Origin of the sequence: Effusibacillus pohliae DSM 22757 (assembly GCF_000376225.1) — a bacterium.
Classification (GTDB): domain Bacteria; phylum Bacillota; class Bacilli; order Tumebacillales; family Effusibacillaceae; genus Effusibacillus; species Effusibacillus pohliae.
Genome location: NZ_AQXL01000121.1, coordinates 13374 through 27030, shown reverse-complemented (window position 1 = coordinate 27030; position 13657 = coordinate 13374). Strand labels below are relative to the sequence as shown.

The following is a 13657-nucleotide window of genomic DNA, read 5'->3' as shown; positions in this document are numbered from 1 at the left end:
CAAAAGACTGCTGCATGTACGTGCAGCAGTTTTACTTTGTGTGATTTCCATACAGGGCGAAAATGTCCTCTGCGATCGCTTCGGCTCGCGCCTGCCAACTCTCTTGTTGAGCGATCGTTTGCCTTTTTGCCATCTTTTCCGGAGTGCGGTCTTCGATCAACGCGTCATCCAGATGCTGTAAAAACTGTTGTGGGGAGTTGGCGATCCGGACGCATGAATAGAGCCGCACTTCCGGCAGATCGGTTGCGACGACAGGCAATCCGGCGGCCAGATATTCATACAGTTTGACAGGATTGGCCGCTTTCGTCACGCCGCGAACCTGAAAAGGAATGATCGCCGCATCGAATTGGCGGGCAAACGCAGGCAGTTCTGCATAATCGCGATTTCCGAGCCAAAGCGTATTGGAAGCTTTTGCGAGAGACTGCGGAATGGGCGAACTGATCTGGCCGACGAAGCAAAACAGGTAGTGTGGGCGCTGTTGGACCAGATAGGTGAGCAAATCGTAATCCAGCCAGGTAGCGACAGCCCCCCAGAATCCAATCACAGGAGCGGTCGAGCCGCACAGGGCTCTGGCTGTTTCCTCATGCGGCAGGCGACCGGTCTCCGGCTTCAAGGCTGCGGAGAAATGGGCGTAATCGACAGCGTTGCGCACCAGTCTGACTTTCGCATGTTGACAGGCCGCCTCCTCATAAATCGCCTGGGAAGAGCAAAGCACCAGATCGGCCGCCTGAATTTTGCGGTCGTGCCACTCGGCATAAGGTGCGAATTCTTCCACACAAGCGTCCGCAATGTCGCTGACCACCAGTGCAAGGTTGAACTTCGGCAACAATTCAACATAGGGACCGTGTGTGAGCCACATGATATAGGTCTGGTCGAGCGGCAATGCATCGATGTCCTGGCAGATCACAAAATGATCGTGCAAACGAACAAACGGATTGCTTTTGTCTTGCGTGACATTGCAGTATATGACATCGAACCCGAGCAGGCTGAGATGATACAACAGATGTTGGGGGCGTTGGCGGTGAACATGGAAATCAAAACACGGGAGATAAAGAATCGGTGGTAACAGATTTCCCATCGGTCTGTCTCCTTCATTCGCAAAGTGTGAGAAACTGCAGATCGCTGTCCAAAGCGGCAAGCGGTTGTCCGCTGACCGACCTTGCCGCCGACGTGTACAAATGCAAAAGCGCGATGCGGGGGGCCACCCGATTGGGAAATTCCCTTTGTGCTTCCGAATACCAGCCATGCGATGCCGCAAAATCGGAGCAATCGTACGCCAACAACCCGGCGGCCAACCGTTCCTGGTAGGTCAATCGCTCCCGCCTCATGTTACACAATGCCAAGAGTTGGCGTTTGGCCGCTGCAGGCGCTTTTCTCAATCCGCAGAGCACATGAACGGGCAGCCAGGGCCAGGCAACCGCAAGCGGAACCTGGCTTTGCAACCAGATCAACCCGTCCCACGCCCCGACCTGAACGAGCACCTGCTGGCACTGACGGTACGCCGTTTCGGAAATGTGTATTGGTTCATCGCCTTTCAGCATGGCCTCTATGGAGGAAAAGGACGGATCCAGGATAACAAATTGCTCCAACTGTTTCATGGCGGCACTTGTATCGTTCTCTTGTAACAAAAGCGCCCATAAGTACAGATGGCGCACCGCTTTCGGGGCGAGAGTCCAGACGATTTTTGCCTGTTCATACTGATCGGTCTGCGTCAACAGGATGCCTTTCAGTATCGGATCCGATACTTCCGAAACGTTTCCACAGGCCAGTATCCGCATCGCAAAATCAGGCTCCCGGTGATTGAGCGCCACCTGGATGAGCAGGCGCCGGGCGCGTTCCGGAACCTGATTTCCAGATTTCGTGAGGAGGGCAGACACCTCCTCTGTCTCGCCCGCCAACAGCAAGATCGCCAGCAGACGCCGCCATGCGGGCAGATAGGCCGGATTCTGGCGCACTGCCTGGACATAATGATGTTTCGCCTGTTGCCAGACGCACAGATACTCACACGCCAGTCCCGCCAGGAAATGCGAACGGTAGGTCCCCGATCCGGAAGCGGACGTGTACTTGAAGGACACGTCCCCGATATTGATCGCTTGCAAAAAAGTCGATTGGGCGTTCTGATACTGTTCATTTTCGAGCAACAGCATCCCTTTCAGGTCCAGCAGATCCGTAAAATCCGGGTAAAAAACCAGCGCTTCTTCGATGATCCGGCATGCGTCCTGTTGGCGTCCCGTTTCCCGCAAGGCGTACGCCGTCTTCAGCAGCAGATCCGAATCATAGCCGCTGAATATCGGCACACGGGGCAGGATCGATTCAAACAGAGCGAGCGCTTCGGCATATTTTTGACGCTGAAAATATTCGGTTGCCAACGCATATTGCAGCCGCAGATCATCCGGCTGGCGTTCGATCGCCCGTTGCAGGATTGTCCAGTTTCGTTCGTTCTTCCGTTTGCGGTCGATCACTTCCTGCAGGTAGCCGTAATGCCGTACCGTGATGTCCGAAAATTCGATTTGTGCGGCGGCGATTTGCCGAATGCTGGGAACCACCTCTTCATGGATGCTGCTTGTAAAGCGAATGTCCGGATGGTTGCGAAAGAGGCGGCAAACCGAATCGGTCACATACTCTCCGTCATCGGATCCCCCGATATAATTGATGATTTTGAGAAAATACCCATACACCTGTTCCTGTTGCAGCAGGCCATTCAGATAGTCCGCATCCGGTGGTTCCAGTTCTTCGTCCGCGTCCAGCACCAGAATCCATTTTTTCGTTGCCCGGCTGAGTCCCGCATTGCGGGCTTTCGCAAAATCGTATTCCCACGGAACCGGAATGACGGATGCTCCGAACCGTTTTGCGATCTCGACCGTTTTGTCGGTTGAACCGGTGTCCACCACAATGATTTCCGATACGACCCCGGATACGGAAGCAAGGCATCGTTCGAGAAACTCCTCTTCATTTTGCACGGTCATGCACAATGAGATGTCAAAGCTCATGCCAATCCTCCCGACTAAAAACCGTCCGCGTGGGGACAAGCCAAGCGCGCATCCCGCACCACATCGTGATAGGCTGCAGACGTTCCCAATACTTCCAGATGAAAATCGGACAGGCTGGCCAGCGTTCGGATCCATTGTTTGTACGCATCCGGGCTGTGGAGCCGGTCCCGCCAGCCGTCGAGCAGCTGCAGACCGGCGTCGATCCGCCCGTTTTGCAACGCGCTTTTCGCGAGAAACGGCAGTTCTTCCCCGCTGGCCAGCACATCTTTCGGGACTGCATCGGTACCCTTTTCCAGCCAATCCAGCCCGATTTGGAAGAAGTTCCGTTCTTTCGAACGAATCTGCCGCAACATCCTCCGTGCGGCTTCCCAGTCGCCCTGCAGCAGCAGACATTTCAGTTCCGCCATCCGTTTAAACTGACGCAGGTTTGCATTGCGCAATCGCCTTGCAAGCGCAGGAACCGGTTGCAAGCAATCGGTCTCAAACAAAATCTGGATTATCCTGGCCAGGGCCGCTTCCGATTTGAGATGAAAACGTCGCTCGATAAAAGCGGGGATTTGCGGCTGGGCATTGGTACATTTCAGAAGGCGAAAGATACGATACAACGGTGGATTTACGCTCGATTTGAAACGAATCGCCTGCATGTGGCACTCGATAGCCCTGTCGTATTGGCGCATCGCTTCGTACAAAAGGCCCAATGTGTAACAGGTCTGGTACGTGCCGATCCCTTCTTCCGTGTGATAACAGTTGGCCGCAGGTCCCAATGTCAAAGCGTGACTGAAAGCGGATTTCGCTGCCGCGAGTTGTCCCGCTTGGATCAAACAGACCCCTTTCAGATGATGCAAATCGGTATAATCCGGGTAGAGACCGATTCCTTCCTCACACAATCGGATCGCTTCCGGCAAGCGGCCAACCGCCAGCAAGCAGCGGATTTCATATTTAAACAGCAAATGCGTATAACTGCTCGCAACAGGATCCAGCCGCGCACGCGCTTTTCGAAACGCGTCGAGCGCCTGCTGCAGACTGGCCAGTCGCAGATATTCCACTCCCATGTTGTAGAGGGTGAACGGATCGTCCGGTTTTTCCGCGAGCATTTGCTGCAACAGCTTCAGGTTGCGGTGAATTTTGTCTTTTTTGCGAACCGTTTCCTGTTGATACCCGTAATGGTGAATTTTGATGTCAGTGATGTGAAAGGCGGCTTCCGGCTTGTGACGGCAAATGCTGGCGGCGATCTGCTCGTGAATCCGTCCCTCGAACCGGTATTCCGGGCGGTTTTTGAACAGCCTGAGAACCGGATTGATCGTCGCCCCCTGGGAACCATCGCCGATATAGTTGTGAATCTGCAGGAAGAACGCTTCAAACTCCGGATGTTGAGCACACAGACGAAGTTTCTCGCGGTCATCGGGATCCAGTTCTTCATCCCCGTCCAGAAACAGAATCCAGTCTCCGCTGGCCCGATCCACCCCCTGGTTACGGGCGTAAGCAAAATCGTCCCGCCAGGAGACACAGAACACATCAGCACCAAATCGACGGGCGACAGCGGCCGTACCGTCTGTTGAGCCGGTATCGACTACAATGATTTCATCCACGGCTCCTTTGACACTCTGCAAACATCGCGGCAGATGGTCGGCTTCATTTTTGACGATCATACACAATGAAATCGTTGGCTGATGCATAGAGATTCCTCCTCTGTGCCCCCTTCCAGCACGTATGCCAGCGGATCCCCCGGAGCTTTTCTTTGCTTGCCCTGATCCGCTGCAAATCGGCTTGCAATGCCGGGTGATCCGGGAAGCGGCCGATCCCTTCCACCGCGACTTCCTCCGCGATCCCCAAATAACACAGGGCCGCGCCTGTTCTCGCCCGCTCATCAGTTGGAGCTTCCGCTAAGATTTGTTCAAACAGAGCGCACGCCTGGCGAAAATGCCCTTTGTCATACAGAAGTTCAGCCAGCAGAAACAATCCTTCCCCATCCAGTGACCCGGTTTTCATGGCTTGCAGGAGACAATCAGCAGCCAGCAACACAAATCCGTTCCGGTACAGACATTTTGCGTAGGCAAGAAACCAGTCGGACGAAAGCTGGCCCAATGCATCGGCAATCCGCAGCAACCGGAGTTGAACCGCCCGTTCCAGCAGATTTTGCACAAACGGTTGTGAAACGGAATCCGGGACTTTTTTTTCGATCAACCAACCATCCAGACACGCAAACATGTGTTGCTGTTCCGGCGACAATCCCGTGTAAAAACGGAACGGCAGGCTTCTCTCCTCGCTCCAGCAGCACAACGCCCGATCCAGGAGCAAGGACTGCCGGCCGGGTTCTGCCGCTTCCCGCAGCAACACCCCCAATTTTTCATAGGCTTCCGGAAACTGTCCCGTCTGCATCAGACATTCGCAACGAAGTTTTTCCCCTGCAAGCGACAACGGGTGAATGCGGTTGAGCAACGCCAGCGCTTCCGGGTATGCGCCGATTTCAGCCATCACCGAAGCCTGCAACAACCGGTCCGCAGTGGCGGTTTGCAGATGTTCAAGAATTTGCTCGTCCGCCATTCCCAGGCGGTGCAAACTTTCTGCCAGACCTGTCAATGCCGGGACATAGCCCGGATGCTGACCCAACGCCTGCCTGTACAAAGCGACCGCTTCCTCCACCGCCCCCCATTCGTTCGCCAGATTCGCCATCCGCTGGAACGACCGGAACGTTCCCATCCCCGCTTCCGTCACATACTTGCACGGGGCGGCTCCGCAACGAGACGCCTGTTCATAGGCCGCAAACGATTCCCGCAACAAGCCCTTTCGTTCCAACGTTTCCCCCAGCAGATGATACAGGTCGGGGTAGTCATCATAATGGGTGATTTCAGCACGCAGCAAACGTTCCGCTTCTGCCAGTTCATTTAATGCTAGCAGGACTTTCGCCCGATCCCGAACCAAAGTGGGGCGGTACGATCTTCCAACCGGCGTCAGATCGTAAGCCCGTTGCAACTCGCTCGCCGCTTCGCGCAGTCTGCCCATTTGGCAATGGGTGACTCCCAGGTTATAAATATGGAACGGTTCTTCAGGCTCTTCCTTGACCGCCATCTCCAACAGCCGGAGATTCCGGCGGATTTTATCTTTCCGCTCCATGCGCGGTGGCAGGTACCCGTAGTGAACGATTTGCAGAGGAGACAGTTCAATTTTGGTCAATGGGTGATGTTCCAAAATGGCCGGGATGATCTGCTCGTGAATCCGGCCCCGGAACCGGTAACTTGCATTTCGCCGGAACAGGCGGACCGTCTGGTGCCGAAGCCGATCCTCCGGGCGATCGCCCAGCACATTCTCAATCTCCACCAAAAAAGCTTCTGCATCGGTCCGTTGCAAGAGGTCGGCAAGCAGTTCCGCGCCTGCGGCGAGCGCTTCATCCGCGTCAAGCACCAGAATCCAGTCGGTTGTCGCGTGGGAAAGTCCCAGATTCCTCGCTTTCGAAAAATCATCGTCCCACTTTGTGTGCACGATTTTCGCTCCGTAGGAGATGGCAATGTCTACGGTTCGGTCGACCGACCCTGTATCCACAATCACAATTTCATCCGCAACCGTTTTGACGCTGTCCAGGCATTGAGGCAGTACATCTTCCTCGTCGCGCGTGATCACATGTACGCCAAGCAGCGGACTATTCATACGATTCCTCCCTCAAAGAAAAGAGTACATGGAATCCATGTACTGATGAGTGACAAATCAACCTAGGTTCCTTGCCCGTTGAAGAACACGTCGATTGTGGTCGGGCTGCCCGCTGTGGAGGAGCGGTACGCCAACCGGGTGTATTTGAGGAACCGCTTGGGAACGAGTACATCAACCGAACCCACTGCAATGCCGGTGACGGTGTCGACGTCATCAAACCAGTTCGTTCCGTTGGCACTGATCTCAACCCGGGCATCCACCTTGTTGGTACCCGGTCCCTTGTTATAAATGAAGAACGAATAGGTACCGAACACGCTTGTGGTAACGGCAGGCAGCGCTGTGAATGCATCGGCGGTCACGACGTTCAGTGTTTGTTGCTCCTGGAAGCTCTTCTGTGAAATCGAAGTGACACTGCTCAGCGTACCGGCGGTAATGGTCGCACCCAGCACGCTGGTGATCGTACCATTCAGCAGGTTGCTCAGCGTACCGGCGGTAATGGTCGCACCCAGCACGCTGGTGATCGTACCATTCAGCAGGTTGTTCAGCGTTCCGGCGGTAATGGTCGCACCCAGCACGCTGGTGATCGTACCGTCCATCTGGATGTTGAGCAACCGTCCGCTGGCGTCTGTCACCAACGCCCGGCTGGTGGCGGTCGTGTCTTTCCCGAAAATCAATGTGCGAAGATCGTCCGGGTTTGTGTTGAACGAAGCAAAATTCGGCAATCGTCTCTCCCCTCTCCAGCATATTGTTAGTAACGGCAGCATGTTGTGGGCGGATGCTGGTTTTTTGGAAAAATACCGCCAGCACATTGGCTGCTTTTACAATGTACGAATCTTGCCATTTTTCCGGTTGTACTGCAGTCCAGACAAGCGAAAAATATATGTACACCCAAACCGGCTTGTCCAGCCAAAAGGGATCCACCCCACGCTTCGACTAGCCGATTGACTGCGACTGAAAATAAATATCCAGCCGGGTCTGCTTGCCCGCTTCTTTTGCCCGTACGGAAACACGTGTAAACCGGAGAAAGCGGGTCGGCACGATCACCACCGTTTGCCGCGCGTTCACATCCACTTCCCGATCGATCGCAAAATCAAACACTGTCGGACCCAGTTCGACCCGCGCGAGTGCGGGATGCTCTCCCCGATTGACGAACGCATAGGAGTAGGTGACCTGGGTGGAGGTGTCTTGCGGAGGCAATACCAGCCAGTCGTCCTGGGTTTCAACACCAAAGAATTTTTCTTCGCGAAACACCCGTTCCAGGAATGGGAAGCGAGGAACGACTTCCAGTCTGCCTTTTTTATCCGTACGAATGGCCTGTACATTTTTTCCGTCGAAACCAAATATTTGAACGCTATCCCGTTTTGCAGCCAGGCGCCGGATATCAAACCGGCGCCCCTTCACCCGGACCTGGTGAAAAATTCGCTTGATGTTCAAAGGTTGATTCGGGAATGCGCGAACCGGCTTGCCCGTTTTGTCCCTGGCCGGCACCCGATACAAATCTTTTCGTTTGTAACTGATTCCGGTATCTGCCTGCTTCCGGTGTTTCCATTTTTTGTGTTGTTTGCCCATCGCTGCCCTCTTCCTCCTTTCCGCTGGTGTTACTATACGTTGGTAAAAAGGCAAACTGCACGGCGGCTGTCACGGATACAACATGAAAGCCCGCTTTCGGGCGCACCAAAAAACAGCCTTTGCAGCGGTATCCGCCACAAAGGCTGTTTCACTCGGCCAAAAGTAGTTGGTTCGAAAAGTGGCCGGCGGTTTAGAAAAACCGTTCCGTCTTTTCGCTTGTTACGACGCCATACAGCAACGGCAACCGGGGGACGGGCTGCGGACTGACGGAAAAGGCTTGCCGGATTAGCTCCCGCACCTCGCACAACCGGGACTCGTCGTTGATATGCAGCATCGCCAGCGGCTCGCCTTTGCGGACTGGGTCGCCGACCTTTTTGGTGAGCACAATTCCCACCGCCAGGTCGATCGGCGAATCCTTCCGCTCCCGTCCGGCTCCGAGCAGCATCGCGCAGGTGCCGATCGTTTCCGCATGAATGCGGCTGACGTAGCCGTCCGCCTCCGCCGGGAACGGTTCTATCCGTTTCGCTTGCGGCAGCTTTTCCGGGTGATCGATCACCGCCGGATCGCCCCCCTGCGCCTCGACGAACCGCTTGAACGCCTGCAGGCCCGCGCCCGTCTCAATCAGCTCTTGCAGCTGCGCCTTCGCCGCTTCCCGGTCTGGGGCCCTGCCGGCCAGCACCAACATCCAGGCCCCCAGTTCCAGACAAAGCTGCCGCAACTCCGGTGCCCCTTTGCCGTTCAGCGCGGCGATCGCTTCTTTCACTTCCAACGCGTTGCCGACCGCATAGCCGAGCGGCTGGTTCATGTCGGACACGACCGAGACCGTTTTCCGCCCCAGCTCCGTGCCGATGTCGACCATCGCTTTCGCCAGCGCAAAAGCTTCCTCCCGCGACTTCATAAAAGCACCTTCGCCCGTTTTTACATCCAGCACGATCGCGTCCGCCCCGGCAGCCAATTTTTTGCTCATGATCGAACTGGCGATCAACGGAATCGTATCGACTGTCGCCGTCACGTCGCGCAGGGCGTACAATTTTTTGTCCGCCGGGGCGAGATCGGCCGTTTGCCCGATCAATGCCAGTTGAATCGTGTTGACGTTCCGAATAAACTGTTCTTCCGTCAGCTCGACAGAAAAACCGGGAATCGACTCCAGTTTGTCGATCGTGCCGCCGGTGTGCCCTAAGCCCCGCCCGGACATTTTCGCCACCGGCACGCCGGCTGCTGCCACCAGCGGCGCCAACACCAGCGTCGTCGTGTCGCCGACGCCGCCGGTCGAATGTTTATCCACTTTGATCCCTTCGACGGAAGAGAGATCCACCATGTCGCCGGAAGCAGCCATCGCCATCGTCAAATCGGCCGTTTCGCGGGAGGTCATACCGCGAAAATAAATCGCCATCGCCAGCGCCGACATCTGGTAGTCGGGAATCGACCCGTCGGTAAACCCCCGCACGATCCATTCGATTTCCTGTTTGCTAAGCGTTTGTCCGTCTCGCTTTTTGCGGATCAAATCGTACATGCGCATCAGCTTTGCACCTCAGCCAGGAACCCTTTGACGAGCGAAATGAATGTTGGCCGGGTGCGGTTCGCCACCTCGACCACCTGTTCGTGCGTCAACGGTTCCAACTCTTCCCCGATTGCCATATCGGTCACGCAGGAAATCCCGATCACCTTCAATCCCGCATGGTTGGCGACGATCACTTCCGGCACGGTCGACATGCCGACCGCATCCGCCCCAAAGTTGCGCAGCATGATCAACTCCGCCGGGGTGCAGTAGGCGGGACCGGAGATCGCCACATAAACGCCTTTTTGCACCTGGATCCCGTTCTTCTCCGCAACACGTTCCGCGATTTCAATCAGTTCCCGGTTATACGCCTGCGACATGTCGGGAAAACGGGGTCCCAGCTGCGGATCGTTCGCCCCGATCAGCGGATTGCTGCCCGTAAAATTGATATGGTCGGTGATCAGCATCAAATCGCCGGGCTGAAAGTTCCGGTTCATACCGCCGCACGCGTTGGTCACCACCAGCTTGTCGCAGCCCAGCTGTTTCATCACATAGACGGGAAAGGTGATCTCCTTTTGCGAATACCCTTCGTAAAAATGAAACCGGCCCTGCATGGTGACGACGGGACACCCTTCCAATGTACCGATCACCAGTTTTCCGGCGTGCCCTTCCACCGTCGACAACGGAAAATTCGGGATCTCAGCAAAATCGATCACTGTCGGCGATTCAATTTCGTCAGCCAGGACACCGAGGCCGGACCCGAGAATCAGCCCCACCTGCGGCGTCAGATCGGTTTTGGAACGTATGTAAGATACTGTTTCTTCGATTTTTTTCAGCAGAGACAAAATGATCACCCTCCAATTCACCCCACAAAGTGACGTGAAGCCCTGTAGCAAATTCCCAATCCTTTGCACCCAAAGGGCAGATAGGGCGACTTGGCAATTCATTGCCTTAGCGTCACTTATACTCTCTGAGTGCAAGTCGCGCCAGGTCGCGCTATGCGGGGGCCTACAGTTCCCGAACGATTTCGCGCACCAGGTCGCTGAACTTGCTTTTGACCCGTTCCGCCGTTTCCATCACTTCCTCGTGGCTGAGCGGCTGATCGAGAATACCGGCCGCCAGATTGGAGATGCAGGAAATCCCGAGCACCCGCATGCCCATATGCTTCGCCACGATCACTTCCGGCACGGTCGACATGCCGACCGCATCACCGCCCAGCTGCCGCAGCATGCGAATCTCAGCCGGCGTCTCGTAGCTGGGGCCTGTAAGTCCGACATAAACGCCTTCCCGCAGGCAAATCCCAAGCCGTTCCGCCATCCGTTTCGCCAGATCGCGCAGCTCCCGGTTGTACGCCTCCGACATGTCGGGAAAACGGGGCCCCAGCTCCGTTTCGTTATGTCCGATCAGCGGATTTTGGAAGGTGAAGTTAATGTGGTCCTTGATCAGCATCAGGTCACCCGCTTCCCATTCCGGGTTGATGCCGCCCGCTGCATTGGTCACCAGCACCGTGTCGATGCCGAGCCGCTTCATCACGCGAATCGGGAACGTCACCTGCTCCAGGCTGTACCCCTCATAATAATGGAACCTCCCTTGCATCATCGCCACTGGTTTGCCGGCAAACGTGCCGAACACAAACTGGCCGGCATGGCCTTCCACCGTCGACACGGGAAAATGGGGGATTTTCCCGTACGGCACCCGGTGCGCCTGCTCCGCCTCTTCCGCCAGCACGCCCAAGCCGGATCCGAGCACCAGTCCGATTTTTGGCGCAACCGGAACGCGGTTTTGAATCCATTTCACCGCCTCATCGATCTTCTGCAGCAATTTCGCCATCGTTTCGCCTCCTACCGTTGAATCTTCGAGAAAAAGCTACTTCCGATGCCCGGATTCGGAACACAAAAATTCTCCGCGATCGTCGCGCCCAAATCGGCAAACGTTTCGCGCGTGCCCAGGTCAATTGCCGATTGAATGCCCGAACCGTGCAGCAAAATGGGAACAAACTCGCGGCTGTGATCGGTGCCCGGCGTGGTCGGGTCACATCCGTGGTCGGCCGTCAGAATCAACAGATCGTCCTCGCGCATCGCTCCGATTATCTCCGGCAACCGGGCATCAAACTGTTCAATCGCCTTCGCGAACCCTTGCGGGTCGTTGCGATGGCCGTATTTTGCGTCAAAGTCGACCAGATTGGCAAAGATCAAACCATTTTTGACCCGTTTCATATAGGAGAGCGTCTTGTCCACACCGTCCATGTTGTCTTCCGTGTGCTCCCCTTCGGTGATGCCGGATCCTCCATAAATGTCTTCGATCTTGCCGATTCCGACCACGGGGAAGCCCGCATCCTGCAGTTCATTCAAAACGGTCCGGCCAAAAATCAGCGAATAGTCGCGCCGGTTCGCCGTCCGGGTGAAATGGCCGTTCCCTCCGACAAACGGCCGGGCAATCACGCGCCCCACCGCGTGCGGTCCGACCAGAATCTCGCGGGCGATCTCGCAATAGCGATATAGTTCCTCCAGCGGGATGATCTCTTCATGAGCCGCAATCTGAAACACGCTGTCGGCCGATGTGTAGACAATCGGATAGCCAGTGCGCATGTGCTCGTCGCCCAGTTCTTTCAGGATCTCGGTGCCGGAAGCCGGCTTGTTGCCCAGCGTTTTCCGGCCGATGCGCCGTTCGAATTCGTCCATGATCTCGCGCGGAAACCCTTCCGGATAGGTCGGCAGCGGCCTTTCCAGTTTGACGCCGACCATTTCCCAGTGGCCATTGGTCGTGTCTTTTCCAGCCGACTGCTCCGCCATTTTTCCGTAGGCACCGCGCACCGGATCGGTAGGCACGCCTTCGATCGGGTGAATGCGTCCCAGCCCCAGCTTCGCCATATTCGGGACGTGCAACCCGCCTACCGCTTTTGCAATATTGGCGATCGTATTGGAGCCGATGTCGCCGTACACCTCAGCGTCGGTCATCTCACCGATGCCGCAGCTGTCCAGTACAATCAGGATGATGCGGTTGTATGCACCCATCGGGTATCTCCTTTCTGCACAAAAACATCAACCGGCCCATTCTGCCGGGTTGTATTCGATCCTAGGTTACCCAACCTTTGCCATTCTGACAACTTCGCTTTCGCAGCTAGACGTGCTCCAGGATGTCGGACCAATCGATGTGCTGCTTAAGCGTCTCGACATACTGTTCCAGGCCTGTCCGGTCTTCTTCGTCAAACCTCGCCAAAATCGGGCTGTCGATGTCAAGCACGCCCACCACCAGTTGATCGACCACGATCGGCACCACAATTTCGGAGCGGGAAGCGGCATCGCATGCGATATGGCCGGGAAACCGGTGGACATCCGGCACCATCAGCGTCTCCCGCTTGGCAGCCGCCGTTCCGCACACCCCTTTTCCGAGCGGAATCCGCACGCAAGCGGGCTTTCCCTGAAACGGCCCCAACACCAGCTGCCCGTTTTTCATCAAATAAAATCCCGCCCAGTTGATCTCCTCCAACTGCATCCACAACAGCGCCGCCGCATTTGCCAGATTGGCCAGCCAATCGGTTTCCCCCGCCAGCAGATGGTGCAGCTGCTGATCCAACGATCGGTAGAATTCTGGTTTGGTGCCAGCGATTTGTTCAAATGCAAACGACATTTCGATTCTCCTTCCGTCCAATTTTGGTTGCGCTTCCGGCAATGCCACACGCCACAGCCCATTTTCTATACACGCTACATCTGTTTTGGTTGATTGTAGCATAAACCCTGATGGTAAAAGTAAAAAGAGCCCTCCCGCCAGTCCGAGAAGGCTCTTGCGCAGTCACACCATCGGGCCGGAATGCGTTTCGTTGCGGGTGTCTTCCTGTGCTTTCGAAATTCTCTCCTGATTTCCCAGATGTTTCAATGTCGCGAGCAGAACCAGGAGAGTTGCCACAAACAGCAACCCGGCAATAAAAGCCAATACTCCCATCCATGTCCCCCTC

The 13657-nt window shown here is 55.8% G+C and carries 12 protein-coding genes; all 12 read right to left on the bottom strand.

Translation table 11 applies throughout. The features are described 5' to 3' along the window. Positions 1–31: 31 nt before the first annotated feature. A complete protein-coding gene (locus tag C230_RS0110035; protein WP_018131907.1) occupies positions 32–1078 on the bottom strand; it encodes a glycosyltransferase in 1047 nt (348 codons plus the stop codon). Between the two features lie 13 nt (positions 1079–1091). Next, positions 1092–2990, bottom strand: a complete 1899-nt coding sequence (locus C230_RS21375) for a tetratricopeptide repeat-containing glycosyltransferase family 2 protein (protein WP_018131906.1) — start codon at positions 2988–2990, stop codon at positions 1092–1094. 14 nt (positions 2991–3004) lie between these two features. Then, positions 3005–4666, bottom strand: a complete 1662-nt coding sequence (locus C230_RS20055) for a glycosyltransferase (protein ID WP_169332843.1) — start codon at positions 4664–4666, stop codon at positions 3005–3007. Next, the gene (locus tag C230_RS21370; protein WP_018131904.1) at positions 4623–6635 is read right to left on the bottom strand and encodes a TPR domain-containing glycosyltransferase; all 2013 of its coding nucleotides are present in this window, start codon (positions 6633–6635) and stop codon (positions 4623–4625) included. The genes C230_RS20055 and C230_RS21370 overlap by 44 nt, the downstream gene beginning before the upstream one ends. A 62-nt stretch (positions 6636–6697) precedes the next feature. Next, positions 6698–7357 (bottom strand): DUF6385 domain-containing protein, encoded by a 660-nt coding sequence (locus C230_RS0110015; protein ID WP_018131903.1) that lies wholly within the window; start codon positions 7355–7357, stop codon positions 6698–6700. 211 nt (positions 7358–7568) lie between these two features. Further along, complete coding sequence (locus tag C230_RS0110010) at positions 7569–8204, bottom strand: DUF6385 domain-containing protein (protein ID WP_026174245.1); 636 nt, start codon at positions 8202–8204, stop codon at positions 7569–7571. A 190-nt stretch (positions 8205–8394) separates the two neighbouring features. Next, entirely contained in the window at positions 8395–9723 is a 1329-nt protein-coding gene (locus tag C230_RS0110005; RefSeq protein WP_018131902.1) for a pyrimidine-nucleoside phosphorylase, read from the bottom strand. Then, positions 9723–10547: a purine-nucleoside phosphorylase gene (locus C230_RS0110000; protein ID WP_018131901.1), complete on the bottom strand. Its 825-nt coding sequence runs from the start codon at positions 10545–10547 to the stop codon at positions 9723–9725. Before C230_RS0110000 ends, C230_RS0110005 begins: the two co-directional genes overlap by 1 nt. 163 nt (positions 10548–10710) lie before the next feature. Next, positions 10711–11523 (bottom strand): purine-nucleoside phosphorylase, encoded by an 813-nt coding sequence (locus C230_RS0109995; protein ID WP_245533984.1) that lies wholly within the window; start codon positions 11521–11523, stop codon positions 10711–10713. A 20-nt stretch (positions 11524–11543) separates the two neighbouring features. Beyond that, on the bottom strand, positions 11544–12716 hold the full coding sequence (locus tag C230_RS0109990; RefSeq protein ID WP_018131899.1) for a phosphopentomutase: 1173 nt from the start codon (positions 12714–12716) through the stop codon (positions 11544–11546). A gap of 106 nt (positions 12717–12822) precedes the next feature. Further along, entirely contained in the window at positions 12823–13332 is a 510-nt protein-coding gene (locus tag C230_RS0109985) for a GAF domain-containing protein (protein WP_018131898.1), read from the bottom strand. 162 nt (positions 13333–13494) lie between these two features. Further along, positions 13495–13644 carry a hypothetical protein gene (locus tag C230_RS22555; protein WP_018131897.1) on the bottom strand — a complete coding sequence of 50 codons (150 nt, stop codon included), beginning with the start codon at positions 13642–13644 and terminating at the stop codon, positions 13495–13497. Positions 13645–13657 lie beyond the last annotated feature (13 nt).

Excerpts from the sequence above, each read along its gene's own strand:
- C230_RS20055 (WP_169332843.1), bottom strand. The coding sequence starts at position 4,666 with ATGCATCAGCCAACGATTTCATTGTGTATGATCGTCAAAAATGAAGCC.
- C230_RS21375 (WP_018131906.1), bottom strand. The coding sequence starts at position 2,990 with ATGAGCTTTGACATCTCATTGTGCATGACCGTGCAAAATGAAGAGGAG.
- C230_RS0110010 (WP_026174245.1), bottom strand. The coding sequence starts at position 8,204 with ATGGGCAAACAACACAAAAAATGGAAACACCGGAAGCAGGCAGATACC.
- C230_RS0110005 (WP_018131902.1), bottom strand. The coding sequence starts at position 9,723 with ATGCGCATGTACGATTTGATCCGCAAAAAGCGAGACGGACAAACGCTT.
- C230_RS0109990 (WP_018131899.1), bottom strand. The coding sequence starts at position 12,716 with ATGGGTGCATACAACCGCATCATCCTGATTGTACTGGACAGCTGCGGC.
- C230_RS0110035 (WP_018131907.1), bottom strand. The coding sequence starts at position 1,078 with ATGGGAAATCTGTTACCACCGATTCTTTATCTCCCGTGTTTTGATTTC.
- C230_RS22555 (WP_018131897.1), bottom strand. The coding sequence starts at position 13,644 with ATGGGAGTATTGGCTTTTATTGCCGGGTTGCTGTTTGTGGCAACTCTC.
- C230_RS0109985 (WP_018131898.1), bottom strand. The coding sequence starts at position 13,332 with ATGTCGTTTGCATTTGAACAAATCGCTGGCACCAAACCAGAATTCTAC.
- C230_RS21370 (WP_018131904.1), bottom strand. The coding sequence starts at position 6,635 with ATGAATAGTCCGCTGCTTGGCGTACATGTGATCACGCGCGACGAGGAA.